Here is a 25,419-nt window from a genome sequence, read left to right as displayed (position 1 = left end):
GCGCCATGACCAAGACATTGCTTTCCATTGGCCATGGGTTTTCGGCCCGCGCGCTTGCTGCGCGGCTGGTGCCGCAGGGCTGGACCGTGATCGGCACCACCCGCAAACCTGAGAAGTTCGATGCATTCCGGGCCGAGGGCGTGACCCCGCTTTTGTGGCCCGCCGATGCCAAAGCCGCGCTTCAGGGCGTGACCCATGTCCTGACCTCCGCAGGACCGGATGCCGAGGGCGATCCGGTGCTACGCAACTGGCGCGATGAAATCGCCGACGCCGCCCCCGGGCTGGACTGGGTGGGTTACCTGTCGACCACAGGAGTCTATGGCGATCAGGATGGCGGCTGGGTGGACGAAAACTCTCCCCTCACGCCGGCAACGATCCGCGGTCAGCGCCGTGTCGCCGCGGAACAGGAATGGCGTGATATTCCCGGCCTGCCCCTGCATATCTTCCGCCTTGCCGGGATCTATGGCCCCGGTCGCGGTCCGTTCCAGAAACTGCGCGACGGCACTGCGCGGCGCGTGATCAAGAAGAACCAGGTCTTCAGCCGCACCCATGTCGAGGACATCGCACAGGTGCTTGAAGCGTCGATCAACCGACCTAATCCCGGCGAGGTCTACAATGTCTGCGACGACGACCCGGCCCCCCCGCAAGACGTGATCGCCTGCGCCGCCGAACTTCTTGGCCTGCCGCTGCCCCCCGAAGAACCGTTCGAAACGGCGCAGATGTCACCGATGGCACGCAGCTTCTATTCTGACAGCAAGCGCGTCAGGAACGACCGTATCAAGAACGAACTGGGCGTGACCCTGAAGTACCCGACTTACCGCGCGGCACTTGAGGCAATGTTGAAAGCAGAACAGGCCAGCTGACCGCGGCGCTTTCCTCTTGCCCGAAATACCTCGGGGGTGAAGCTTGGAAACCCCGTTTTCAAGCGAGGGGGCTGCGCCCCCTCCACCGCCTATAGCACGCGCGACGGGACCCAGGCATAGCCGTCCCTGTCCAACAGGTAGCACTCGCGCAAACCGTGCGGCTTGTCGGTGCAGGATTGCAGAACAACCATCCCCGCCGCCGCTGCCCGCGCCTCGGCTTTGCCGGGGTCAACATCATAGAGCCGGATCTCGATCCCGGCGCCACGCGGCCCGGACTCGGGCAACAGGCTGGGCAGCGGGTTAGAATGATAGGTATGGTCGCCGTGGAGCTGCATCACCATGCCGCCCGATTGCAGAATCGCGAAATCGGCGGTGCGCAGGAACGAGGTCATGTCAAAAACGGTTTCCAGCATGGCGCAACTGGCGTTCACGTCGCGCATGAGTATGTTCAATCCGATCCCGTGCAGGGACGCGCCGAACTCCGGGGCCGAAACTTTTTCCAGATCCATTTTCAACCCTTTCGGCAAAGTGAATTTACAAAACGGTCATAAAGACTGACCTTGATCATCGGGAATCTCCGTGTCAACGTGGGACATGGAACAACCTCATTTCAAATCATGGCCCGACGTGGCCCCGACCCTGATCGCCGTCGCTGCGGGACGCGCGCCGGCTGATACCGTTATTCGTGGCGGCCAGTGGGTCAATGTTCATACCCGAGAAATTCTGCCTGACCACGATATCGCCATTGCCCAAGGCCGCGTCGCTTTTGTCGGCCCGGATGCCAGCCATTGCATTGGCGAGGGAACCGAAATCATCGAAGCGGATGGCCGCTTCATGATCCCCGGCCTGTGCGACGGCCACATGCATATCGAGTCCGGCATGCTGACCCCGGCTGAGTTCGCCCGCGCAGTGATCCCGCACGGCACCACCTCGATGTTCACTGACCCGCATGAGATCGCCAATGTGCTGGGGCTGGACGGTGTGCGGATGATGCATGACGAGGCGCTGATGCAGCCCGTCAACATCTTCACCCAGATGCCATCCTGCGCGCCATCCGCGCCGGGGCTTGAAACCACGGGGTACGAGATCACGCCGGACGATGTCGCAGAGGCTATGACATGGCCCGGCATCATCGGGCTGGGCGAGATGATGAATTTTCCCGGCGTGATCCATGCCGATCCCAAGATGTTGGCCGAGATCGCCGCAACACAACGCGCGGGGAAAACGGTTGGCGGGCACTATGCCTCGCCTGATCTGGGACCCGATTTCGCGGCCTATGTCGCCGGCGGACCGGCGGACGATCACGAAGGCACCTGCGAGGCGGACGCGATTGCCCGCGTGCGGCAGGGAATGCGGTCGATGATGCGGCTGGGCTCGGCCTGGTATGACGTCGAAACCCAGATCACCGCGGTCACCGAAAAGGGTCTGGATCCGCGCAATTTCATCCTGTGCACCGATGACAGTCACTCTGGCACATTGGTTAATGACGGGCATATGAACCGCGTCCTGCGGCACGCGATATCCTGCGGCTGTGATCCCCTGATTGCGCTGCAAATGGCGACCATCAACACCGCCACACATTTTGGTTTGGAACGCGAAATCGGTTCGATCACGCCGGGGCGACGCGCCGATATCATCCTGACCAGCAACCTGACAGACCTACCGATCGAACACGTGATCGCGCGTGGCAAGACGGTGGCGATGGACGGCAAGGTGATGGTCGACTGCCCGCATCTGGACTGGCCCGACCATGCGCGGAGGACGGTGAACCTTGGCCCTGCCCGCCGCGCAGAGGATTTCGTGATCACCGCGCCCGAAGGCGCCAACCGCGTCACCGCCAACGTAATCGGCGTGGTCGAGAACCAAGCCCCCACAAAGGCGCTGACAGCCGATCTTGATGTGATCGACGGTGCCGTGGCCGGGGACGCAGACAAGGATATCTGCCAGATCGCATTGGTCGAACGTCATTTGGGCACCGGCAAGACGGTAAACGGGTTTGTGTCGGGCTTCGGATACACCGGTGACATGGCGATTGCCTCGAGCGTGGCGCATGACAGCCACCACATGATCGTCGTCGGCACCAGCCGCGACGACATGGCCAAGGCCGCCAATCGGCTGGGCGAGGTCGGCGGCGGCATCACCGTGTTCAAGGACGGGCAGGAAATCGCCATGGTCGAACTGCCGATCGCCGGGCTGATGTCCGACAGCCCCGTGTCCGAAGTTGCAGCCAAGGCGCAAGACATGGTCGACGCGATGGCGGCTTGCGGCTGCCATTTGAACAATGCCTATATGCAGCATTCCCTGCTGGCGCTGGTGGTGATCCCGGAACTCAGGATTTCCGACCTTGGCCTGGTGGATGTGACAAAATTTGAATTGACCGATGTGATCAAAGGAAGCGCATGACGCCCGTTACAATTGAAACGCCGATCATCACGCCCGACATTCCAGGGCCCGAGGGATTTGACGACCCAAAGGCAGCCGTCGCGCGGTTGTGCGAGCTTTACGACGCAGCCACCGTATTCCTGTGCAATAGTTTCCGGGACGTCATTGCCAATGGCCCCGGTGGCAGTCGGTTCCGCGCCTTCTATCCTGAAATCCGCATCACCACGACGAGCTTTGCCAAGATCGACTCGCGCCTCAGTTTTGGCCACGTCGCGGAACCCGGCACCCACGCGGCCACGGTCACGCGGCCGGACCTGTTCCGCAACTATCTTGAACAGCAGATCCGTCTGCTGATTCACAACCATGGTGTGCCTGTGGTCATCGGGCCGTCTTCCACCCCGATCCCGGTGCATTTTGCCGTCGCCGGGGATGACTCGATCGTGGTGCCGCAGGAAGGGGCATCGGATTTCATTCTGCGCGACGTCTTTGACGTGCCGGACCTGTCGACCACGAATGACGATATCGTAAACGGTACCGCAAACGCGGCCGAGGATGGCACCCAGCCGCTGGCCCCATTCACGGCGCAACGGGTTGACTACTCACTGGCCCGTCTCAGCCACTACACCGCGACCGACCCGACCCATTTCCAGAACCACGTCCTGTTCACCAACTACCAGTTCTACGTCACCGAGTTCGAAGCCTATGCCCGTCAGGTCCTGGCCGACCCCGACTCGGGCTATTCCAGCTTTGTCTCGACCGGCAATGTCGAGATCACCGACCCCGACACCCCGATCCCGGCCGTTGACAAGCAACCCCAGATGCCGACCTATCATCTGAAGCGGCCCGACGGGAACGGGATCACGCTGGTCAATATCGGCGTGGGGCCGTCAAACGCCAAAACCGCGACCGACCATATCGCCGTTCTGCGCCCGCATGCCTGGGTGATGGTGGGCCATTGTGCCGGCCTCAGAAACTCGCAAAGCCTTGGCGATTTTGTGCTGGCCCATGCCTATCTGCGCGAAGACCACGTATTGGATGACGATCTGCCCGTCTGGGTACCGATCCCGGCGCTGGCCGAGGTGCAGATCGCGCTGGAACAGGCGGTGGCGGATGTCACCGACCTAAAGGGGTATGACCTGAAGCGCGTGATGCGGACCGGCACCGTGGCCACGATCGACAACCGCAACTGGGAACTGCGCGAACACACTGGCCCGGTGCAGCGACTTTCCCAGTCGCGCGCAATCGCGCTGGACATGGAAAGCGCAACGATTGCCGCCAACGGATATCGGTTCCGGGTTCCATACGGCACCCTCTTGTGTGTGTCGGACAAGCCGCTGCACGGTGAGTTGAAGCTACCGGGCATGGCGTCAGACTTCTATAAAACACAGGTTGCGCGCCACCTGATGATCGGGATAAAGGCGATGGAAACCCTGCGTGATATGCCGCTTGAGCGCCTTCACAGCCGGAAATTGCGGTCATTTGACGAAACCGCCTTCCTCTGACCCCCGAAAATCAGCAAAAATCCGCAGTTTTTCTGTGGAAAACAACCACTATTCGTTGTGTTCGCCCACAACATCCCGTTAAATGCCGCGCATGAGGCCCAATACTCGGGCAGACCAAGGAGACCTGAAATGGCAAAACCGATGACCAAAACCCAACTGGTGGCTGCTCTGGCCGAGGAAATGGGTTCCGACAAGAAATCCGCTGGTGCCGCACTGGACGCAGTCGTGGCCATCATCACTCGCGAAGTTTCGGCCGGTGGCGCCGTGACCCTGCCCGGCGTTGGCAAGATCTATTGCCGCGAGCGCCCCGAGCGCATGGTTCGCAACCCCGCGACCGGTGAGCAGATCAAGAAAGAGGCCGACAAGGTGGTCAAGATGACCATCGCGAAAGCCCTGAAAGACAGCGTCAACGGCTGATCTTTCTCTTTCACGAGATACCGAAAGGGTCGTCTTCGGACGGCCCTTTTTGTTTGATTTGTCAGATCAGCCCCGTACCGCTTGCAAAAAACGAGAGTGCATCAGCAACCAAACCAAGCCCAATCAACCCGATCAGTACTGGCATGATATAGGCGGCGTATTTCTCGATCGTGGCATTGATGCGATTAAGCAGCGGGAGGACGCTTTTGCCAAAAACGATCATGGCCACCGGCAGCATCAGGAAGGGAACCGCATAAAGAAGGTTGTAGGCGACCAGATACCCCATTCGCGCAGCCTCGTCGTTAAGGCGAAACAAGTTTCCGACAAAGGCGAAATAGGGAATGGCGAAAGGGATACCGATAAAATTGAGGATGGCGCCAAATACGAATGCCCGGACCACTCCTACCTGAATCTGCTCTGTTTCGGTTTCCGAAGAGTCTGGTGGCGCAATCTTCCAGCGCCAGGCCACAAGGATCATCAACAACCCCAGCACAAGGCTGATCACATAATCCCAAACCGTCGGGTTCTGGAACCAGTCGATCAGCGGCGCCAGATAAGACGAGAGCAAGTCGGCCGCCCCGACCAGCACCAGCACACCCGCTACAAAATAGGCCAGCGTGTGTCCGCAGATGACGGCCAACGACAATGCAATCGGTCGGTCCGTCGTCAGGGCGAGCACGACTGTTGCCAGCAGAACCGGGTTGACCACATCCACAACAAGGACCGGGATCATAATGGCAAGGATATCGCTCAAGTCGTTGGCCTATTAGTAGGTGGATTTGTTGCCGCCGCCAAAAAAAGGGCGGTCACAGGAACCTTTGCACTTCGATTACATAACCGTTCGGATCCTCAACAAAAAATGAGTATATGCCAAACCGATCTGTCTTCGTGGGCGGCCCCTTCACACGACCACCGCTTTTGATGACTTCGGCATACCAACCATCCACATCATCCGTCAGCAAGGTAATCATGCCGCCTTTTGGTTCAACGACGCGATCAGCGAAGGCTGTACAAAGCCCGATATACGCGCCGGTACCTGACCGATAGATCCGCGCGACACCCGCATCCCGGTCCAGCGGCAGCCCCAGAACCCTCTCATAAAACTCCGCAGAGTTAGCCAGATCATGGGTATAGACCCAGCTTATCGTCCCGGTGATTTCCCGCATTGCACGTCCCTTGCCAAACTCGCTACAGTCTCGCGGATGTGGCGGTGAATGCAAAGGTACACCATGGATATTCGCGCGATACTCATGGGGCTTCTCTTTGCCCTGCTTTGGTCCTCTGCCTTCACGTCAGCCCGGATCATTGTCGCCGACGCACCACCGCTGGCGTCATTGGCCTTGCGCTTCTTTTTGTCCGGCGTGATCGGCGTCACCATCGCCCGGATGCTTGGCCAAAGCTGGCACCTGACACGCGCACAGTGGCGCGCAACGCTGATCTTCGGCCTCTGTCAGAACGCAATTTACCTCGGGCTCAATTTCGTCGCCATGCAGTGGGTCGAGGCCAGCCTTGCCTCGATCATCGCCTCGACCATGCCCCTGATGGTGGCACTGGCCAGTTGGGTGATCCTGCGTGAACGCCTGCCACGCCTTGCCACCGCTGGACTTGTGATGGGGATTGTCGGCGTGGTGATTATCATGGGCGCGCGGCTGGATGCCGGCGTTGATGTGACCGGCGTGGCCCTGTGCTTCATCGCCGCGGTTGCGCTGACCGTTGCGACACTCATGGTGCGCGGCGCCTCCTCGGGTGGGAATGTCATGATGATCGTCGGTCTTCAGATGTTTGTCGGCGCGGGCATACTTGCCGTTGTCTCGGCCCTGACCGAAACGCTGACCTTCACGCCCAGCTGGAAACTTCTGGCGGCCTTCACCTATACCACGCTGGGCCCAGGCCTTCTGGCGACATGGGTCTGGTTTGCGCTGGTCGGTCGAATCGGTGCCACTCGCGCGGCGACCTTCCACTTTCTAAACCCGTTCTTCGGCGTCGCCATCGCTGCGGTTCTACTCGGAGAACGGCTTGGAATTCAGGACATCGTGGGCGTCGGTATCATCACCGTCGGTATCCTTGCTGTACAACTGTCGAAACAATCCAACACAGCCAAGTGAACTTCCGTCAGACGTGATTGAAATGACAACGCATGCCGCAACGGGCATGGTCCGGCCATGGAACTTCTGTTTGCATATGGCGCGGGCCTTCTGACGCTGATAAACCCCTGCGTCCTGCCAGTTCTGCCAATTGTGTTGGCGACGTCCCTTCAGGCCGGGCGCCACGGTCCCTTGGCCATTGCCGCCGGGATGAGCCTTTCTTTCGTCCTGCTCGGTGTCTCGATCACCGCGTTCGGCCATCTGATCGGCCTCAGCACGGATATGATCGCAGATGTCGGCGCGGTGATGATGATCGGCTTTGGCCTCGTGCTTGTGGTGCCGCGCTTCTCGACCGCCTTCTCCACGGCGACAGCCGGGATTGCGGCCCGCGCCGATGGTGGGATGGGGCGGCTTGACCAAAGCTCGCTCAATGGTCAGTTCATCGGCGGGCTTCTGCTTGGCGCGGTCTGGAGTCCCTGCGTCGGCCCGACGCTGGGTGGCGCGATCTCATTGGCCAGCCAGGGGCAGAACCTGGCCTGGGTCACCGCCATCATGAGCGCCTTCGCGCTAGGCGTTTCAACCATCATTCTTGCTCTTGGCTATGGCGCGCGAACCGCCCTGGTGAAACGGCAGGACAACCTGCGCCGCATTGCCGGGTCCGCCCGCCCGATCATGGGATGGGCCTTTGTCGCCGTCGGCCTGATGCTGCTGTTCAAGTTCCACTACCGGATCGAAAGCTGGCTTCTGGACATCATGCCGGCTTGGTTACTCGACCTCTCGGTCGCCCTCTGACAACACGAAAGGAAACGCCCATGCACCGCCGTACCTTCTTCACCCTGACCCTCGCCGCCAGCGCCGCGCCACTGGCCGCACTCGCCGCGCCCGCGACCTACACCGAGGGGCTGGTCAAGAAACACCTCGCCAAGGGCGACACGGTTTTCCTCGATTTCAAGGCCGACTGGTGTTCGACCTGCCGCGCGCAGGAAAAGGCCATCAACGCCCTGCTAAAGGCCAATCCCGCCTATGAAAAGAACGTGGTCTTCATCAATGTCGACTGGGACCAACACGGCAAAGGAGAGCTGTCCCGCAGTCTCAATATCCCGCGTCGCTCGACCCTTGTGGTGCTGAAAGGCGACAAGGAACTTGGCCGTATTGTCGCCGGTACAAAGAAATCGGACATCGAGAACCTGATGGACACCGCGCTGGCCGCCGCAACTGGCAACTGACCCAGGCTTTTTGCTGGTATCAAATACCCTTGCCGAAGGCACGCGCCCTCATGGCCGCGTTTCCTGCGTTGATTTCGTCGCGATTCCGTCCATTTATACCGTCAGGAGGACAGCCATGAGCCAATACAAAAAGGACCCCGACGCCATTGCCCGCCTGACGGACGAACAGTTCTGGGTGACACAGGAAAACGGCACAGAACGTCCGGGGACGGGCAAACTTCTGCACAACAAGGCCCCCGGCATCTATGTCGATGTCGTATCAGGAGAGCCCCTTTTTGCCTCGTCCGACAAATATGACTCTGGCTGCGGCTGGCCGAGCTTCACCAAGCCGATCGAGCCCGCAAATGTGGCCGAACTGACCGACACCACTCACGGGATGGTTCGGACTGAGGTCCGCTCGACCCATGGCGATAGTCACCTTGGCCATGTCTTCCCGGATGGCCCGGTGGACCGGGGCGGATTGCGATATTGCATCAACTCGGCCTCCTTGCGCTTTGTGCATCGCGATGACATGGAGGCCGAAGGCTATGGCGCCTATCTGGACCAGGTGGAGGGGTAAGAAAATGACCGAACGCGCAGTTCTGGCCGGTGGCTGTTTCTGGGGCATGCAGGACCTGATCCGCAAGCTGCCCGGCGTGGTAGCGACCCGTGTCGGCTATACCGGCGGCGACGTGCCCAACGCCACCTACAAAGACCACGGCACCCATGCCGAGGGGATCGAAATCACCTTCGATCCAGCCAAGACCAGCTATCGCAAGCTGCTGGAGTTCTTCTTCCAGATCCACGACCCGACCACGGTGAACCGGCAGGGCAACGACATTGGCATGTCCTATCGTTCGGCAATCTACTATGCTGACGAGGCACAGAAACAGACCGCGCTGGACACGATCGCCGATGTCGAGGCTTCTGGCCTCTGGCCGGGCAAGGTTGTCACCGAGGTCGAACCCGTCGGCGACTTCTGGGAGGCCGAGGATTACCACCAGGACTATCTGGAAAAACACCCGAACGGCTATACCTGCCACTTTCCGCGCCCCGACTGGGTCCTGCCGAAACGGGGTTAGGCAACCCGTGGACGGCCCGAGGCCTGTGCCGTTACCCTGGCCTCGACAAATACCCGCCGCCCTTCGACCTCGGATTCGGTGATGTCCTGGGTCGTAGTCACGCGCAGCGCCTCCGCACCGGCGCCCTGAGCTTCGACTTCGACCTCTGCGACCAGTGCCGTTTCCAAGGCCGCGATCGCCGCCTCATGGGTTGGAAAATCCTGCGGGCCAGTGGCGAGGTGTGCCCGAAAAAGCCCCTCTCGCGGACTTGTCACCGTCCCCTGACGCCGTACGGTGACACGTCCGACCACAGCACCGATTGCATTGGCGACCCCGGCATCGGTAGGCACGATCACCTCAGCATTCAACACCTTGCCCACCGCCGGGTAATATGTTGCCGCTGACGCGCCCAACGCGATTACAGGCCACTCCAACCCTGCCGACAGGCGTAGGATGCCGCGATGCCCGGCAAGCGCCGCCCGCAGCAGCCCCAACCGGGCCAGTTCCGCCGGAGTCAGGCCAAACCCGCCGTCATCCGCGTTCAGCGCAGTTTCCAACAATGCCGCGGCGCTTTGCTCGGTCAGTTGAGTCAGGATCATCCGGGCAAGGTCCGCCGCGGTACGCGCCAAAACCTCGCCCGACCCGATCCGACGCCGCGCCATCAGCGTCAGGACCTTTTCTGCAGCAGACGCGTCAAACGCATCCGTATGCCCCAAAACGTGGCTGGCATCGGTCGGCGTCACAGCCGCTAGCCGCACCAGCCCACGTCCGACCAACCGCTCAAGCAGACTGGCTTCACGCCGCTTCTGCACAACCTGCCGTAACGGTGTCGGCCCCTCGCCCAGACGGTTGAAGAACTCGACCAATTTCGGCTCTAATCCAGCAGGATTTGCTCCTTTCTGTGCCACCACAAACCGCCCATCCATGGCGTCAGCGATAGGTGAGCGCAACCGGGCGTCCAACTCGTCGTGGACATGCGACCCGAACTCCTCGGCCAGAAGGGATACTGGCAGAACCCGCCGCGGCCCGAGTGTGACGCCACCTTGTAGCCCAGCGTCGCGGACATGTACCTCGCTGTCCCCACCCAGCCCATGAGTGACCATCGCAACGGCCTCGACCATGGTGCGGTGAGTGCCGACCATTGCGCCCATCGGGTCAATCGCGGGCCGCCCATCCCGCAGGATGGCGATATCCGTGGTGGTGCCGCCGATGTCGCTGACCAGCGCATTGTCGACTCCGGTCAGCCAGCGCGCCCCAACCAGCGAGGCCGCGGGTCCGCTGAGGATCGTCTCGACAGGCCTATGTCGGGCCTGCTCTGCCGAGATCAGCGCGCCATCGCCCCGGACAACCATCAGGGGCGCATCAATCCCCGAACCGCGCAACACCGCTTCGCCGCGTTCGATCAGCCGCGCAATCATGCCGATCAGTCGTGCATTCAAAAGCGCCGTAAGCGCCCGTTTCGGTCCGTTCAACCGCGCCGACAATTCATGACTGCACGTGACCGGCAATCCCGTCGCGTCGGCAATCGCAGCCCGCGCCGCCTGTTCGTGGCCCGGATTGCGGGTGGCAAACTGGGCCGCCACCGCAAAACCGGTGACACGCCCGGCCACCTCCCGCGCCCAATCCGCAATTGCCGCGACGTCCAGAGCGGTAACTTCTGCGCCAGCATGGTCATGCCCGCCAACCATTACCCTCAACGGGTCCTCTCCCAACGCCTGCCCCAGCCCAGCGCGGGCAAGGTCGCCTTCCGAAAACCCGATCAGCAGCAGGGCCACCGGCTCTCCGCGCCCCTCGACAAGCGCGTTGGTGGCAAGGGTGGTCGACAATGACGCCAGCCCGATTTCGGACGGATCAACGCCGGATGTTTCCAGCACTGCCGCGACCGCCCTGCCGATACCCGTTGACAGGTCATCATGTGTAGTCAGTGACTTGGCGCGCGCCACCACCTCTCTCTCATCCCGGACCAGCACCGCGTCCGTATAGGTGCCGCCGGTATCCACACCCAGCGCCAGCGTCATGATGTACTCAGCCGCGCTACCGCCCAACGCGCGGCATCCGCAACGGTCGGGTCGGGATCGTTACACAAGACCTGCACCTGATCGAGGAACCGCGTTTGACCCGAGTTGCCGATGGCATAAAGCACGTTGCGCACAAAGCGATCCCGCTTGATCCGTTTGATCGGGCTGCCCGAAAACATCTCCCGGAACGCAGCGTCATCCAGCACCGCCAGAACCCCTAGGTCGGGCGCCAGAAGATCGTCGCGCGCGTGATACCTGATTTCCTGGGCGGCCACGGCAAACTTGTTCCACGGACAGGCGGCCAAGCAGTCATCGCAGCCATAGATACGATTGCCCAAAAGAGGACGTAGTTCCTCGTCCACCGGACCGTGATGCTCGATCGTCAGGTATGAAATACAACGCCGCGCGTCGATTCGGTTCGGAGCGGGAAAGGCGTCTGTGGGACAGGCATCCAGACAGGCACGGCACGATCCGCAATGGTCGATTTCCGCCGGATCAGGGTCGATTTCCAGCGTCGTGAACACCGATCCGATAAAGAACCACGACCCCAGATCCCGGCTGACAAGATTGGTGTGTTTGCCCTGCCAGCCCAACCCCGCCGCCTGACCAAGCGGTTTTTCGGGCACAGGCGCGGTATCGACAAAAACCTTCACCTCGCCACCTGCCTCGGCAATCAGCCAGCGCGCCAGCCGTTTCAGCCGTTTCTTGACGATATCGTGGTAATCCCTGTTGCGGGCATAGACCGAAATTGCGCCACGATCCGGCATCATATGCACCGCGGTCGGGTCTTCTTTCGGCGTATAGCTTTCGGCCAGCATGATTACTGACCGCGCCTCGGGCCACAAAACCGACGGGTCGCCGCGCCAGTGGGTGCGCTCGGCCAGCCAACCCATCTGCCCGTGATGCCCCGCGTCCAGAAATTCCGCCAGGTCCGCCCCGACGTGACGCACCGCGTCCGGCCGACAGACCCGCGCCAGGTCAAATCCGATGGCGCGCGCCTCTTCCTCGATCCGCGCCTTCAGGTTCATCGCAGCTTTCCTCTTGCCCGAAATACCTTCCGGGGGTGAGGCCGCAGGCCGAGGGGGTGGAAACCCCCCTTTGCCCGGTCACGATCAGAAATCAAGGTTGGCATAGTGCGGCGGCGGCGGGAATCCGGGCACCTGGTCGGCCAGGATCGACCGGAAGGCAGGGCGCGATTTGATCTTGGCGTACCAGTCCTTGACCACTTCAGAGCGGTTCCAGTCCACATCCGAAATGTAATCCAGCGACGACAGATGGGCGGCGGCGGCGAAATCCGCCAGTGTCATCGCATCCCCTGCCAGCCAGCGGCGACGGTCGAGTAGCCAGGTCATGTAGTCAAGGTGATACTTGATCGCCCGCGCGCCCGATTTGACATTGGTGCTGTCGGGGTATCCCTGCCCCATCACTTTCTTGTTCACACGCTCATACAATAGTTTCGACGTCACCTCATGGTGGAACTTGTCATCGAACCAGGCAACCAGCCGACGCACCTCGTATCGGCCATCGGCATCCTTGGGCATCAGCGACGGTTCAGGATAGCGTTCCTCAAGGTATTCGCAGATCGCCGCACTTTCAGCCATCATCTTGTCGTCGATCTTCAGCACCGGAACCTTGGCGGCCGGGTTGCGCATCAGGAAGTCAGGATCCTTTTCCCAATAGCGCTCTTCGACCAGTTCAACCTCGATCTTCTTCTCGGCAAGCGACAGGCGCACCTTGCGGCAAAACGGGGACAGAGGAACGTGGAACAGACGCGGCATCGCAAACTCATTTCAATGACATGCAATCTCAATGCCTTCTGGCGGCGGGATTTTCAACCGTCGAAACAGGCCGCGCGCCCATCCAGGCGGATCGTTTCTGCCCCGTCAATGATCCTCGCCGCCTTCTGGCGCATCGCGTTTGACGGGTTCGAAGCCGACCGCTGTTTCGGGTTGGGCAGGATCGCCGCAAGCCGAGCCGCCTGGGTCGCTGTCAACGCCTCGGGGCCGACACCGAAATAGTGTCGCGCCGCGGCCTCGACGCCAAAGACACCCTCGCCGAACTCGGCAACGTTGACATAGACTTCCAGGATGCGGCGCTTGGTCCAGGCGATTTCGACCACCGGGGTAATCACCGCCTCAAGCGCCTTGCGCACCCAGCTGCGCCCCTGCCACAGAAACACATTCTTGACCGTCTGTTGGGTGATCGTCGATGCACCACGGGTCGCACCATCATCCAGCGCGTCCCGAATCGCAGCCATGTCAAACCCCCAGTGCAGGCAAAACCGTGCATCCTCAGCGGCCACGACGGACCGCAGGAAAACCGGCGCGATTTCGTCACGCGACACCCATTGGTGGTCCAGATGCCCAAGGCGGGCGCGTTCGCCCAGCATGGTCAACGTGGTCGGTGGGTTGATCAGCGCATAGGCCACGATCCAAAGCACGGCCAGAGACACCGCCCAGACCATTCCGCGTCGAAGCCAATAGCGAAACCGTTTCCACGGATTGGTGACCAATGCCGTCACCGGCCTGCCCGCGTCCGCCTGTTTCGGCTTGCGCGCAGGTCGGCTGGACTTTGACGGCTTGCGGGTCGGTTTCCGGGCCGAAGCAGGTTTCTTGGATTTGGGGCGGGCCATGTTACCGGGTCAAATTGATTTCGTCCGCACTATCCGAGCGAGGACCGCGAAACAAGCGGGCAGATAACATCACGGTGAACAAGCCCAAACCGCAAAACGGCAATTGGTGACGTAGTCCTTGCCGTAGTTCAGTGCATTTCTTTCTGCCAAGGCCCGCGTGCTTTCAATCGCCCAGCCCCAACCGCCTGTCCCGCGCGCCATCGCGCCGCACTGGTTGTAGAATGTGCGCAGCTCGGTGCGGTTGCCGCCACATCCATCTTGGGCGACGGTCAGCGCTTCAGCTTCCAACCTGTGGCCATAAGACCGGCCATAGACCCCATCCGGCCCGACCCCAACGGCTCCCCAGCAAAGGTCAAACCCGCATTCCCCGGCCATGGCGGGCGCGACCGTTCCAATAGACAGAGTTACTGCCAATATCACCTGTCGCCACATGATCTGCCTCTGAAGTTGCGTCGCGGAAACTATGCCCGCATCCACCGACGAGTCAAAACATGGAAAAAGGAAACGCCCCGCAAAAAACCATGCGGGGCGTCACTGTTTTCAAAGCTGAGACGGACTTATTCCGCCGGAACCGCCGTTTCCTCGATCGACAGGGGGTGGGGAATGTGAACCAGCATCTCTTTCGGGCAGACTTGCAGGAAGTTCGCCTTTTCGACATCCCAATGTTGCAGAATGTCGGCCCCTTTGCGGCTGCCAGTTTCCGCGACATGACGTTCGATCAAACCCTTCAGCTGATCTTCCCAGTAGTCGACCGTGACCGGACAGGTCACAAGCGTTTCCATGTTCATCACGTCCTGCGCCTTGCTTTCCGGGTCATAGAGATAGGCCATACCGCCGGTCATACCCGCGCCAAAGTTCGCTCCGACCTCTCCCAAGATCACGGCGACTCCGCCGGTCATGTATTCACAACCGTTCGAGCCACAGCCCTCGATCACCACTTTCGCGCCCGAGTTGCGTACCGCGAACCGTTCGCCTGCGCGACCGGCGGCGAAGAGGTGACCGTCGGTAGCGCCGTAAAGCACCGTGTTGCCGATGATCGTGTTCTCGGACGCCACCAGCGGAGAGGCCATCGGCGGGCGCACCACGATCATACCACCGGACAGGCCCTTACCCACATAGTCGTTGGCATCGCCCGAGACCTCGATCTTCAGTCCCGGCGCAGCAAAGGCGCCCAACGACTGGCCGGCGGACCCGGTCAGCTTGACCGTCAGGTGGTTTTCCTGAAGCGCGTTGCGCATACCGAAGTTGCGCACGATATGGCTGGATGTCCGCGTGCCCACGGTCCGGTGCGTGTTCTGCACCGCGTAGGACAGCTGCATCTTCTCACCTTCTTCAAGGAAGCGATGCGCGTCGCGCACGATCTCGGCGTCCAGAGTGTCCGGCACCACGTTACGCGGCTTCGAGCGGTCATAGACGATGTCCTGCGCGCCATCGACAGTGATCAGAAGCGGGTTCAGATCGAGATCGTCAAGATGCGCGGCACCACGGCTGACCTGCGCTAGCAGATCGGCGCGGCCAATGACTTCGTCCAGACTGCGCGCGCCAATCGAGGCCAGAATCTCGCGCACTTCCTGCGCGTAGAAAGTGATCAGGTTGACGACCTTGTCGGCATTGCCGGTGAATTTCTGGCGCAGACGTTCATCCTGCGTGCAGACACCGACCGGGCAGGTGTTCGACTGGCATTGACGGACCATGATACAGCCCATCGCGATCAGCGCGGCGGTGCCGATGCCGTATTCCTCGGCCCCCATCATCGCCGCCATGACGATGTCGCGGCCTGTGCGCAGTCCGCCATCGGTCCGCAGCGTGACGCGGTCGCGCAGGTGGTTCATCGCCAGAACCTGATGCGCCTCGGTCAGGCCCATTTCCCACGGCAGGCCGGCATATTTGATCGACGTCGCAGGCGACGCGCCGGTGCCACCGTTGTGACCCGAGATCAGGATGATATCTGCCTTGGCCTTGGCAACCCCGGCGGCAATCGTGCCGACGCCCGAGGATGCAACCAGCTTCACCGTCACCTTGCAGCGCGGGTTGATCTGCTTGAGATCATAAATCAGCTGCGCCAGGTCCTCGATCGAATAGATATCGTGGTGCGGCGGCGGCGAGATCAGCGTCACGCCTTTGGTCGAGTGACGCAGACGCGCGATCAGGTCGGTCACTTTCATGCCCGGCAGCTGGCCGCCCTCACCCGGTTTCGCCCCCTGCGCGACCTTGATTTCAAGTTCTTCGCAGTGGTTCAGGTATTCCGCAGTCACACCAAAGCGGCCAGACGCGACCTGTTTGATCTTGGCCGACGGGTTGTCACCATTGGGTTCCGGCACGAAATGCGCCGGGTCTTCCCCGCCTTCACCCGAATCCGACTTGGCCCCGATGCGGTTCATCGCGACGTTCAGGGTCTTGTGTGCCTCGGGCGACAAGGCCCCCAGCGACATGCCGGGGGTCACGAAACGTTTGCGGATTGCGGTGATGGATTCCACCTCTTCCAGCGGGATCGGCTTGCCCAGCGCCTTGAAGTCAAGAAGGTCGCGCAGGTGGATCGGCGGGTTCGACTGCATCTTGGCCGAATACTGTTTCCACAGCTCATAAGACGCCTTGTTGCAGGCGGCCTGCATGATCGCCATGGATTGCGCTTCCCAGGCGTGGGTCTCGCCCGATTTCCGCGCCTTGTAGAAGCCACCGATCGGCAGAACATCCTGACCGGACTTGAACGCCTTGGCGTGGATTTCCTCGGCGCCCTTCTGGATACCGCTGACCCCGATACCCGAGATACGCGACACCATGCCTGGGAAGTATTCCGCGCACATAGCGCGGGACAGGCCAACAGCCTCAAAGTTCAACCCGCCGCGATAGGACGAGATGACCGAAATCCCCATCTTCGCCATGATCTTCAACAGACCCTGGTCGATGGCGTCACGGTAACGCGCCATGTTCTCGGTCAGCGTGCCTTCGGCAAGGCCGCGTGCGATGCGGTCGGCCAGCGAATCCTCGGCCAGATAGGGGTTCACCACCGTCGCACCGGCACCGATCAGAACGGCAAAGTAATGCGGGTCGATACACTCGGCAGACCGCACGTTCAGCGAACAGAAGGTCCGCAGACCTTTGCGCGTCAGGTGGCTGTGGGCGGCGCTGGTTGCCAGGATCATCGGCATCGCCACACGGTCGTCGGACTGTTTTTCATCCGTCAGCACGATATGACCAGCACCCGAGCGCACAGCGTCCTCGGCTTCGGCGCGGATACGTTCCAGTCCCTTTTGCAGCGCCCCGGCGCCCTCGTCGGCACCAAAGGTACAGTCGATCCAGACCACCGTGTCGTCAAAGGCTGTCAGCAGACGATCGAACTGGGCGTTGGCCACGAACGGGCTCTCCAGCATGACGATCTCGGTCTGGCTGCCATCTTCGTCCAGCACGTTCTTGAGGTTGCCGAACCGTGTCTTCAGGCTCATCACCCGGTATTCACGCAACGAGTCGATCGGCGGGTTGGTCACCTGGGAAAAGTTCTGACGGAAGAAGTGGCTGAGTGGACGGTATTTCTTCGACAGGACCGCCGACGGGGTGTCGTCACCCATCGATGCAATGGCTTCTTTGCCATCCTCGGCCATAGGCGCAAGGATATGCTCAAGTTCTTCCATCGTGTAGCCGGCCGCGATCTGACGCTTGCGCAGTTCGGCACCTTCAAAGATCGGTTTTTCCTCGACGCCGCCCAGCACCTCTTCGAGGTCACGGATCTTGTCGACCCATTCGCTGTAGGGGCGCGAGTTGGCCAGTTTGTCCTTGATGTCGGTGTCGTGGTACAGCTTGCCCTCTTTCATATCGACGGCAATCATCTGTCCCGGACCAAGCGCGCCTTTCTCGACCACGCTGGCCTCATCGGTCGGGACCATCCCGGCCTCGGACCCGGCGATCAGCAGACCGTCGCCGGTCACGACGAAACGCATCGGACGCAGACCGTTGCGGTCCAGACCGCCACAGACCCAGCGGCCATCGGTCATGGCAAGCGCGGCGGGGCCGTCCCACGGCTCCATCACCGAGTTACAATAGGAATACATATCGCGCCACGCCTGCGGCAGTTCCACCGCCTGCTGCGACCAGCTTTCAGGAACCAGCATGGTTTTCGCCATCGGCGCCGAACGGCCCGCGCGCACCATCACCTCGAACACAGCATCCAGCGCGGCCGAGTCCGAAGACCCGCCGGGCACGATCGGCTTGATGTCCTCGGCCAGGTCACCAAAGAAGGACGACGCCATGCGGATCTCATGGCTTTTCATCCAGTTCAGGTTACCCTTCAGCGTGTTGATCTCGCCGTTATGGGCCAGCATGCGGAACGGCTGTGCCAACCACCATTGCGGGAAGGTGTTGGTCGAATAACGCTGGTGATAGATCGCAAACGCACTCTCGAACCGTTCGTCCTGAAGGTCGGGATAGAACACCGCGACCTGCTCGGCCAGCATCATGCCCTTGTAGATAATCGACCGGCACGACAGCGACGCAATGTACAGTTCATTGATCCCCGCAGCGGCGGCGGCTTTCTCGATCCGGCGACGGATCACATAAAGCTCGCGCTCAAACGTCTCTTCGTCGACATGCTTGCTGTTCGAGATCAGGATCTGCTCGATCTCGGGGCGGGTTGCGTTGGCCTTTTCACCCAGACAGGTGATGTCCACCGGCACATGACGCCAGCCATAGATACGATAGCCCATTTTCAGGACTTCGGTTTCAACGATGGTCCGGCAGGCCTCTTGCGCGCCAAAATTGGTGCGCGGCAGGAAGACCTGACCAACCGCCATCAGCTCGTCATGATGCGGTTCGTGGCCGGTGCGACGGATCTGGTCATAGAAGAACTTGACCGGGATTTGCACATGGATACCCGCGCCGTCGCCGGTCTTGCCGTCGGCATCCACCGCGCCACGGTGCCAAATGGCTTTCAGCGCAGTGATCCCCGCCTCGACCACCTTGCGGCTGGGTTTGCCATCAAGCGACACAACAAGGCCGACGCCACAGGACGAGTGTTCCTCAGCTTCGGAATAAAGCCCGTTCTCGGCCATCCACTTGCGTTTCTGTTCCTCGGCACGAACCCAGTTCTGATCGTATTTCGTCATTGTCGTTCTCCTGTTCCGGCGGCGGCGCAAGGCGCTCTGCCTGACCCGGTGAAATCCCTTGTTACTCGGCTGCCACGGCTTTGGCGGCGTTGAAGCGGCCTAGAATGGCGTCCGCACAATCGCGGCCATCCTTGATCGCCCAGACCACAAGCGAGGCCCCGCGCACGATGTCACCCACCGCATAGACGCCGTCCATGTCGGTCGCGCCGGTGGTGAACTGCGCCTTGACCGTGCCCCAGCGGGTCACTTCCAGTTCGGGCTGATCCCACAGTGCCGGCAGGTCCTCGGGCTCAAAACCCAGCGCCTTGATGACCAGGTCCGCCTCTTCCACGTAATCCGCACCTTCGATCACCTCTGGGCTTTGACGGCCCGAAGCGTCGGGTTGGCCAAGACGCATTTTCTGAACCATGACACCGGTGACCGGATCGCCCGTAAAACCCTTGGGAGCGGACAGCCAGACGAATTCCACGCCTTCTTCCTCAGCGTTGTTGGTTTCCCGCTGCGAGCCCGGCATATTCGCACGGTCGCGGCGATAGAGGCATTTGACGCTGGTCGCGCCCTGACGGATCGCGGTGCGGACACAGTCCATCGCGGTGTCGCCGCCGCCGATCACCACAACCTTCTTGCCAGCGGCATTCAACTCACCGCTTTCGAACTCGGCCACGGTGTCGCCAAACGACAGACGGTTCGACGCGGTCAGGTAATCGATTGCCTTGACGATGCCCTTGGCCCCGGCACCCGGCCCGCCAAGGTCGCGTGACTTGTATACTCCAGTCGCGATGACAATCGCGTCATGCTTTTCACGCAAGTCAGCGAACGAGATGTCCTTGCCGATCTCGCAGTTCAACTCAAACTTGACACCGCCCTTTTCAAGCTGCTTGTTGCGGCGCATGACCACGTCTTTTTCAAGCTTGAAACCGGGGATACCATAAGTCAGCAGCCCGCCCGCGCGGTCGTGGCGGTCATAGACGGTAACTTGCACACCGGCGCGGCGCAGACGATCAGCAGCGGCAAGGCCACCGGGCCCAGCACCGATGATAGCAACGCTCTCAGGGCGCTCTTGCGCGGGCACCACCGGTTGTACCCAACCTTTTTCCCAGGCGGTGTCGGTGATGTATTTCTCGACCGCGCCGATGGTCACGGTCTCATGGCCCGACTGCTCGATCACACAGTTGCCTTCGCACAGACGGTCTTGCGGGCAGATACGGCCGCAAATTTCGGGGAAGGTGTTGGTGGCCTGCGAAATGGCATAGGCCTCTTCCAGCCGCCCCGTCGCCGTCATGTTCAGCCAATCGGGGATATTGTTGTGCAGCGGGCAGTGCGACTGACAATAAGGCACGCCGCATTGCGAACAACGGCTGGCCTGTTCCGCAGCCTTGGCCGCTGCGAACTCGGCATAGATTTCGTCGAAATCCTGTTTCCGAGTGTCCGCGTCACGCTTCTGCGGCATGTCACGGTTGACGGTCACAAATTTCAGCATCGGTTGCTTGGCCACGTCGCTGCCTCCTGAAAATACTAGGTGAAGCGCTTTTAGGCAAAGTTGAAACCTGTGAAAAGTAAATTATGCTGACCTAAATAAAGAAAATTTGCGACCCCTCTCCGCGATGCAGCGTAAAATTGCCGAAATTTAGGTCCGATTCGATACTAACAAAAACCTTTCCTTTTTGTTCCAATGGCTTAAACAAGGAGCTCAATTGCACCAACTTGGGCGGTCTTATGACGCTTTTCCACATTCTCTTGGTTGCGATCATACAGGGGATCACCGAATTCCTGCCCGTCAGTTCGTCCGGGCACCTGATTCTCTTGCCGAATCTCACTGGATTGCAGGATCAGGGGCTGGCCGTCGACGTCGCGGTGCATGTCGGGACTCTGGGCGCAGTCGTGATCTATTTCTGGAAAGATGTCCGGCTGGCGCTCGGGGGGCTTGGGCCACTGATGCGTGGGCGGATTGACACGCCGGGGGCGCGGCTGGCTTTCCTGCTGATCGTCGCGACCATCCCGGTGGTCATCGCGGGGTTTGTCCTGAAGGTGACCGGGCTGGCCGACGCGATGCGATCCGTCGCGGTGATCGGCTGGACCATGCTGGTGTTCGGACTGGTCCTTTGGTGGGCCGACCGGACAGGCAGTGCGGACAAGACAGAAGAAAGCTGGTCGCTGAGCGACGCCGTCAAGATGGGGCTATGGCAGGCGGTCGCACTGATCCCCGGCACATCACGGTCGGGCATCACAATCACTGGCGCGCGGATTCTGGGTTATGGTCGCCATGACGCCGCGAAGCTTGCCATGCTGATGTCGATTCCGACGATCCTGGCAAGCGGTGGCCTGTTGATGCTGGATGTCATCGGCGAGGCGGACGGGACAATGGCCAGGACTGCGGCAATTGCAGCAGGTTTTGCCTTCCTGTCCGCCCTTGCCGCCCTCAGCCTGATGATGCGGCTTTTGAAATCGGTGAGCTTTGCGCCTTACGTGATCTACCGCGTGGTGCTGGGGATTGTCCTTCTGGTCATTGCCTACACATGAAAAAACGGCCCCCGGTGACGAGAGCCGTTTTGAATTCCAAATGTGCCGGGATCAGACCCGCAGATTCTTGGCGCTGTCCTTGATAGCGTCGTATTGCCCCGAGGGACGATAGCGCCACAGGTAGTCCGGCAGCACAGCCTCCATCGCGGTCGGACGGATGCCAAGATCGGCCAGCGTCTTGGCGTCCCCGCTGACAACATTGTCGACCTTCAGAGACTTGACCTGGTCGCGGGTCAGGACGGCATTGGTCACAAGGCCGAACGACACGGTCTGCATGAGGTCAAAGAAGAACGCCATGATCCGCGCGACAAAGAACGGCAGGTTCACGATCACCCGGCGGCGATGGATTACGCCCAGCATCTCGGTGATCAGGTTGCGCAGCGTATCGGCATCCGGGCCGCCAAGCTCGTAAATTCCCGACGCCTCACCTGTGACACCAGCAACGGCGGCCTTGGCCACGTCCTCGACATAGACCGGCTGGAATTTCGTCTCGGCACCGACGACAGGCAGGAACCAACCCATCCGCGACATCGACGCGAAGCGGTTAAAGAACCCGTCCTCCGATCCGAAGATCACCGACGGGCGCAGGATCATCGCACCCGGCATATGCTCAAGCACGGCCGCTTCACCCGCCGCCTTGGTCTGCTGGTACTCGCTCTCAGCCTCGGCATCCGCTCCCAGGGCGGAGATATGGACCATCTTGCCAACCCCGGTTTCAGCCGCGATACGCGCAATCCGGCCAGCGCCTTCGGCATGCACGGCGTCAAAGCTGTTCTTGCCGGTCTCGTTCAGCACGCCGACACAGTTCACCACCGCATCCGCACCCTGCATCACCGCAGCCACGGACGCGTCGTCGCGGATATTGCAGAACACCGGCTCGACCTGTCCAACCGAACCATAAACCTTCACGTGCATCGATTCGTTGGGACGGCGCACGGCCACGCGCACACGCCAGCCTTCCTTTGCCATCCGGCGCGCAATGTAACGGCCGACAAAACCGGCGCCGCCGTAGATGGTGACAAGTTTCGACATGGATGCCTCCGGATTCCTTTATTCCTATGCTGGAATACTCTTGCCGCCCCTTGGGAACAAGCTGCAATTCAAGGGGCGCGACAAGAAAACCCCCTTTGCAAGCGGTCACCGGACGCAGCGCACGCCTTGGAACCAAAAAAGTGCAGAATCGCCGTTGACACCGCCTCGACCCAAGTCTAAATGCCTGCCTCACCAACCCGTGCCCAGATGGCGGAATTGGTAGACGCGCTAGCTTCAGGTGCTAGTGTCCGTATGGACGTGGAGGTTCGAGTCCTCTTCTGGGCACCATTTCCCTCGCTACATGTCGTCATCGCTTCTCAACCGGATGCCGAGCACGCTGTATTGGCAGTTGTCCAATCTGTGTGTGTTTGGCCGATGTTCCGAAATGTGGTATGAATTCCTTGATTGATTTGTGAATCCGCCATTTGCGGAGATACCAATGGGCCATTATCACGGCGGGTCGTTCCGCCTGATTGCAGGTCGTGATGTTACCGTCGACAAGCGCGATGTAATCCTGCTCAGGCAACCCGGAACGGCGCAGCAAGATTCGTTTCGCTTTCTCTCGGAACCCGGTTTTGCGCAGGGTCCTCTCAAGCTTGACGCCAATCAGGAAGCGGTCTTTCAACGTATCCTGCGCGGCGCCCCGTCACGCACATTGGCAAATGGGTCATCGGCGGTACAGATTGATGCCTATGACCCGATCTGGGGCGACTACCCCAACAGCCCGACCCTCAGCTTGAACGCGATCGACACCGCCGAGCTTGTCGAAATCGGGCAAAACCTGACCAAACCTTGCAGCGCGGGGGATCCCAGCCCGGGCAACAGCCAGTGTCCGGCCGCCTATACCTATTTTGGCCAGTTCATCGCACATGATCTTTCGGACATGGTCGTTGAAACCGCGGGCACTACCAACCTGCAGACCGCAAGCCTGGACCTGAGCAGCGTTTTCGGAACGGACATCGACTTTGCCCAGTCCTTTGTCGGACCGACCACGCCCCAGAACGACCTGCGCGACATTGCCCGCGACGCCGCTGGCGCGCCCGAAATCAAGGACAGGCGCAACGACGCGAACCTGGCGGTGGCGCAGGTGCACAATATGGTGGCGCGGTTTTTTCTGCGTGAACGCGCACAGCCGGGGCAAACCGAGGCCACCGCCCGCCGCGCGACGATCAATTACTTCCAGACGGCCGTAATGCAGGACTACCTGCCGCGGATCGTTGGGCAGGCCGAGGTTAACGCGGTGTTGGCCGGGCCACGACTGTTGCAGCAATCAGCGCCGTTCCTGATCCCGATGGAATTTGCGTTGGCCTGTTTCCGCTTCGGCCATGCGCAGGTGCGCGACAATTACTTTCACGGATTTGCGCCGCAATCGGTGACACCCGGCGACCTGATCGATTTCACTCATGCGGGCGGCCTGTTTGCGAACACCGCTGCCGGGGATCCCAAGGTTCTTCCGTCGGACTGGCAGATGGTCTGGCCCAAGATGATCGGGGCGACGGCAACCCTGCGCACACGCCGGATTGCGGCCCGGATCGCCAACAACCACGGCGAAATCAAGAGCGCTATCGTCAATGATGCCCAAGCGCCGGACGGCGGCCGGATCAACCTGGCGGCTGAAACCCTGATTCGCGGCAAACGTCTGCACCTGCCTTCAGCGCAGGTGCTGATCGCATGGATCAAGGCAAATCACCCTCTGGTCCCGCTTGCGCATATTGACCTGCAAGACGCGGCCACCCTTGACAAGGCGGCCCGTTTCACGACACCGGCGCTGCGCACCCTGCTTGAAAACGGCTTGGCCGAAAACACCCCTCTCTGGCTTTATACGCTGCTCGAGTCCCAGGCCGCGTCAGATGGAGAGCAACTGGGGCCATTGGCTGGAAGGATCGTTGCCGAAACCTTGATTGCTGCGATCGAAGCCGACCCGCAGGGCATCCTTTCACCCGGCAACACATTCCAGGCCCTCGACCTCAATGGCACCCCGGTTCAGGGCAACTATGGTTTCGATAAATTTGTCGAACGCGCCTTTTCACCGTGACGATAACCATAAAGGGAGGATCAAAATGCCATCAATTATCGTGAAACGCCCGGCCCCGGCCATTGGTCTGACGCCGCTGCAAGAAGGCATGGTATATTTCGGAGAGGTCTTCGACAGGCATTACGCAAAAAGCAAGCTGACACCGCTGACCGTTTTGTTCATGACCTTCAACGAAATCGCAAACAACAACGCATATTCGGTATTTTTTGAGGCAACGGAAGACGATGGCGCCGGCGGCACCACCAAGGTTGAAAAAGAGCTGAAGTTCAGAGGACTGAATAAGAAAGCCACCGGTATTCTGTTCCGCGTCGAAGCACCAAATGTCACGAAACGTGTCATCCTGAGGCCGGTCGAGGACGACTATGATCCCGATGCAGATGCCACCTACCAGATGAATGTGTCCTTCCCGCACGACCGGAAATCGGAAATCGGCGGCACCGGATATCTGGCACGTAACATTGATGACATCGTGACCGTCGGCGGCGGTGATCCGGCCACCCTGACCACGCAGGATGCCGCGCGCAAGTACATGTTCGCCTCAATCTCATACCGGCGCTGCATCTGACTGCGCA

The 25,419-nt window shown here is 60.6% G+C and carries 23 protein-coding genes and 1 tRNA gene; 13 read left to right on the top strand and 11 right to left on the bottom strand.

The features are described from left to right. Nucleotides 1–5: 5 nt before the first annotated feature. A complete protein-coding gene (locus JQ863_RS02005) occupies nucleotides 6–863 on the top strand; it encodes an SDR family oxidoreductase (RefSeq protein WP_204112659.1) in 858 nt (285 codons plus the stop codon). A gap of 89 nt (nucleotides 864–952) precedes the next feature. Here the strand turns inward: JQ863_RS02005 and JQ863_RS02000 are convergent, their stop codons facing one another. Then, a complete protein-coding gene (locus tag JQ863_RS02000; RefSeq protein WP_204112658.1) occupies nucleotides 953–1,372 on the bottom strand; it encodes a VOC family protein in 420 nt (139 codons plus the stop codon). Nucleotides 1,373–1,457: 85 nt separating this feature from the next. Here JQ863_RS02000 and ade point away from each other — a divergent pair, with 85 nt between their 5' ends. From ade to JQ863_RS01985, 3 genes are all read left to right on the top strand, one after another. Continuing rightward, nucleotides 1,458–3,266: an adenine deaminase gene (gene ade / locus JQ863_RS01995; protein ID WP_204112657.1), complete on the top strand. Its 1,809-nt coding sequence runs from the start codon at nucleotides 1,458–1,460 to the stop codon at nucleotides 3,264–3,266. Next, nucleotides 3,263–4,747: an AMP nucleosidase gene (locus JQ863_RS01990; protein WP_204112656.1), complete on the top strand. Its 1,485-nt coding sequence runs from the start codon at nucleotides 3,263–3,265 to the stop codon at nucleotides 4,745–4,747. Before ade ends, JQ863_RS01990 begins: the two co-directional genes overlap by 4 nt. Nucleotides 4,748–4,876: 129 nt before the next feature. Beyond that, nucleotides 4,877–5,164, top strand: coding sequence for an HU family DNA-binding protein (locus JQ863_RS01985; RefSeq protein WP_204112655.1), 288 nt, complete (start codon nucleotides 4,877–4,879; stop codon nucleotides 5,162–5,164). 61 nt (nucleotides 5,165–5,225) lie between these two features. On the opposite strand, the gene JQ863_RS01980 is transcribed toward JQ863_RS01985, so the two are convergent. Both JQ863_RS01980 and JQ863_RS01975 read right to left on the bottom strand, forming a co-directional pair. After that, nucleotides 5,226–5,918, bottom strand: coding sequence for a GAP family protein (locus JQ863_RS01980; protein WP_204112654.1), 693 nt, complete (start codon nucleotides 5,916–5,918; stop codon nucleotides 5,226–5,228). 52 nt (nucleotides 5,919–5,970) lie between these two features. Then, nucleotides 5,971–6,330: a VOC family protein gene (locus JQ863_RS01975; RefSeq protein WP_204112653.1), complete on the bottom strand. Its 360-nt coding sequence runs from the start codon at nucleotides 6,328–6,330 to the stop codon at nucleotides 5,971–5,973. A 63-nt stretch (nucleotides 6,331–6,393) separates the two neighbouring features. Between JQ863_RS01975 and JQ863_RS01970 the strand changes: the two genes are divergently transcribed. The 5 genes from JQ863_RS01970 (at nucleotide 6,394) to msrA (ending at nucleotide 9,535) form a co-directional block, all read left to right on the top strand. Beyond that, nucleotides 6,394–7,269, top strand: coding sequence for a DMT family transporter (locus JQ863_RS01970; RefSeq protein ID WP_204112652.1), 876 nt, complete (start codon nucleotides 6,394–6,396; stop codon nucleotides 7,267–7,269). A gap of 57 nt (nucleotides 7,270–7,326) precedes the next feature. Beyond that, nucleotides 7,327–8,040, top strand: coding sequence for a cytochrome c biogenesis CcdA family protein (locus JQ863_RS01965; RefSeq protein WP_204112651.1), 714 nt, complete (start codon nucleotides 7,327–7,329; stop codon nucleotides 8,038–8,040). Between the two features lie 20 nt (nucleotides 8,041–8,060). Continuing rightward, on the top strand, nucleotides 8,061–8,474 hold the full coding sequence (locus JQ863_RS01960; RefSeq protein ID WP_204112650.1) for a thioredoxin family protein: 414 nt from the start codon (nucleotides 8,061–8,063) through the stop codon (nucleotides 8,472–8,474). A 115-nt stretch (nucleotides 8,475–8,589) separates the two neighbouring features. Further along, on the top strand, nucleotides 8,590–9,033 hold the full coding sequence (gene msrB / locus JQ863_RS01955) for a peptide-methionine (R)-S-oxide reductase MsrB (protein WP_204112649.1): 444 nt from the start codon (nucleotides 8,590–8,592) through the stop codon (nucleotides 9,031–9,033). A 4-nt stretch (nucleotides 9,034–9,037) separates the two neighbouring features. Further along, complete coding sequence (gene msrA / locus JQ863_RS01950; protein WP_204112648.1) at nucleotides 9,038–9,535, top strand: peptide-methionine (S)-S-oxide reductase MsrA; 498 nt, start codon at nucleotides 9,038–9,040, stop codon at nucleotides 9,533–9,535. Here the strand turns inward: msrA and JQ863_RS01945 are convergent. The 7 genes from JQ863_RS01945 to JQ863_RS01915 form a co-directional block, all read right to left on the bottom strand. Then, nucleotides 9,532–11,532 (bottom strand): hydantoinase/oxoprolinase N-terminal domain-containing protein, encoded by a 2,001-nt coding sequence (locus JQ863_RS01945; RefSeq protein WP_204112647.1) that lies wholly within the window; start codon nucleotides 11,530–11,532, stop codon nucleotides 9,532–9,534. The two genes, msrA and JQ863_RS01945, sit on opposite strands and share 4 nt — an antisense overlap. Continuing rightward, nucleotides 11,529–12,560, bottom strand: a complete 1,032-nt coding sequence (queG, locus tag JQ863_RS01940) for a tRNA epoxyqueuosine(34) reductase QueG (RefSeq protein WP_204112646.1) — start codon at nucleotides 12,558–12,560, stop codon at nucleotides 11,529–11,531. The genes JQ863_RS01945 and queG overlap by 4 nt, the downstream gene beginning before the upstream one ends. Nucleotides 12,561–12,644: 84 nt before the next feature. Then, entirely contained in the window at nucleotides 12,645–13,310 is a 666-nt protein-coding gene (gene fzlA / locus JQ863_RS01935) for an FtsZ-binding protein FzlA (protein ID WP_204112645.1), read from the bottom strand. Nucleotides 13,311–13,363: 53 nt separating this feature from the next. After that, entirely contained in the window at nucleotides 13,364–14,164 is an 801-nt protein-coding gene (gene mtgA / locus JQ863_RS01930) for a monofunctional biosynthetic peptidoglycan transglycosylase (RefSeq protein WP_204112644.1), read from the bottom strand. A 69-nt stretch (nucleotides 14,165–14,233) separates the two neighbouring features. Continuing rightward, the gene (locus JQ863_RS01925) at nucleotides 14,234–14,539 is read right to left on the bottom strand and encodes a DUF4189 domain-containing protein (RefSeq protein ID WP_204112643.1); all 306 of its coding nucleotides are present in this window, start codon (nucleotides 14,537–14,539) and stop codon (nucleotides 14,234–14,236) included. A gap of 182 nt (nucleotides 14,540–14,721) precedes the next feature. After that, entirely contained in the window at nucleotides 14,722–19,260 is a 4,539-nt protein-coding gene (gene gltB / locus JQ863_RS01920) for a glutamate synthase large subunit (RefSeq protein WP_204112642.1), read from the bottom strand. A 61-nt stretch (nucleotides 19,261–19,321) separates the two neighbouring features. Further along, entirely contained in the window at nucleotides 19,322–20,755 is a 1,434-nt protein-coding gene (locus tag JQ863_RS01915; RefSeq protein ID WP_204112641.1) for an FAD-dependent oxidoreductase, read from the bottom strand. A 221-nt stretch (nucleotides 20,756–20,976) separates the two neighbouring features. Here JQ863_RS01915 and JQ863_RS01910 point away from each other — a divergent pair, with 221 nt between their 5' ends. Further along, entirely contained in the window at nucleotides 20,977–21,780 is an 804-nt protein-coding gene (locus JQ863_RS01910; RefSeq protein WP_204112640.1) for an undecaprenyl-diphosphate phosphatase, read from the top strand. A 51-nt stretch (nucleotides 21,781–21,831) separates the two neighbouring features. On the opposite strand, the gene JQ863_RS01905 is transcribed toward JQ863_RS01910, so the two are convergent. After that, on the bottom strand, nucleotides 21,832–22,812 hold the full coding sequence (locus JQ863_RS01905; protein WP_204112639.1) for a complex I NDUFA9 subunit family protein: 981 nt from the start codon (nucleotides 22,810–22,812) through the stop codon (nucleotides 21,832–21,834). Between the two features lie 201 nt (nucleotides 22,813–23,013). On the opposite strand from JQ863_RS01905, the gene JQ863_RS01900 reads away from it, so the two are divergent. The 3 genes from JQ863_RS01900 to JQ863_RS01890 all read left to right on the top strand — a co-directional run bounded on the left by JQ863_RS01900 (nucleotide 23,014) and on the right by JQ863_RS01890 (nucleotide 25,412). Continuing rightward, nucleotides 23,014–23,100: transfer RNA gene (locus JQ863_RS01900), tRNA-Leu, on the top strand. A 151-nt stretch (nucleotides 23,101–23,251) separates the two neighbouring features. Further along, a complete protein-coding gene (locus tag JQ863_RS01895) occupies nucleotides 23,252–24,847 on the top strand; it encodes a peroxidase family protein (protein WP_204112638.1) in 1,596 nt (531 codons plus the stop codon). Beyond that, the gene (locus tag JQ863_RS01890) at nucleotides 24,783–25,412 is read left to right on the top strand and encodes a hypothetical protein (RefSeq protein ID WP_204115180.1); all 630 of its coding nucleotides are present in this window, start codon (nucleotides 24,783–24,785) and stop codon (nucleotides 25,410–25,412) included. The genes JQ863_RS01895 and JQ863_RS01890 overlap by 65 nt, the downstream gene beginning before the upstream one ends. The last annotated feature ends 7 nt before the right edge of the window (nucleotides 25,413–25,419 follow it).

The organism is Shimia biformata, from assembly GCF_016888515.1.
Taxonomy (GTDB): Bacteria; Pseudomonadota; Alphaproteobacteria; order Rhodobacterales; family Rhodobacteraceae; genus Shimia_A; species Shimia_A biformata.
The sequence above is the reverse complement of the archived record's forward strand: the minus strand, read 5'-3'. Positions and strand labels throughout refer to the sequence as shown.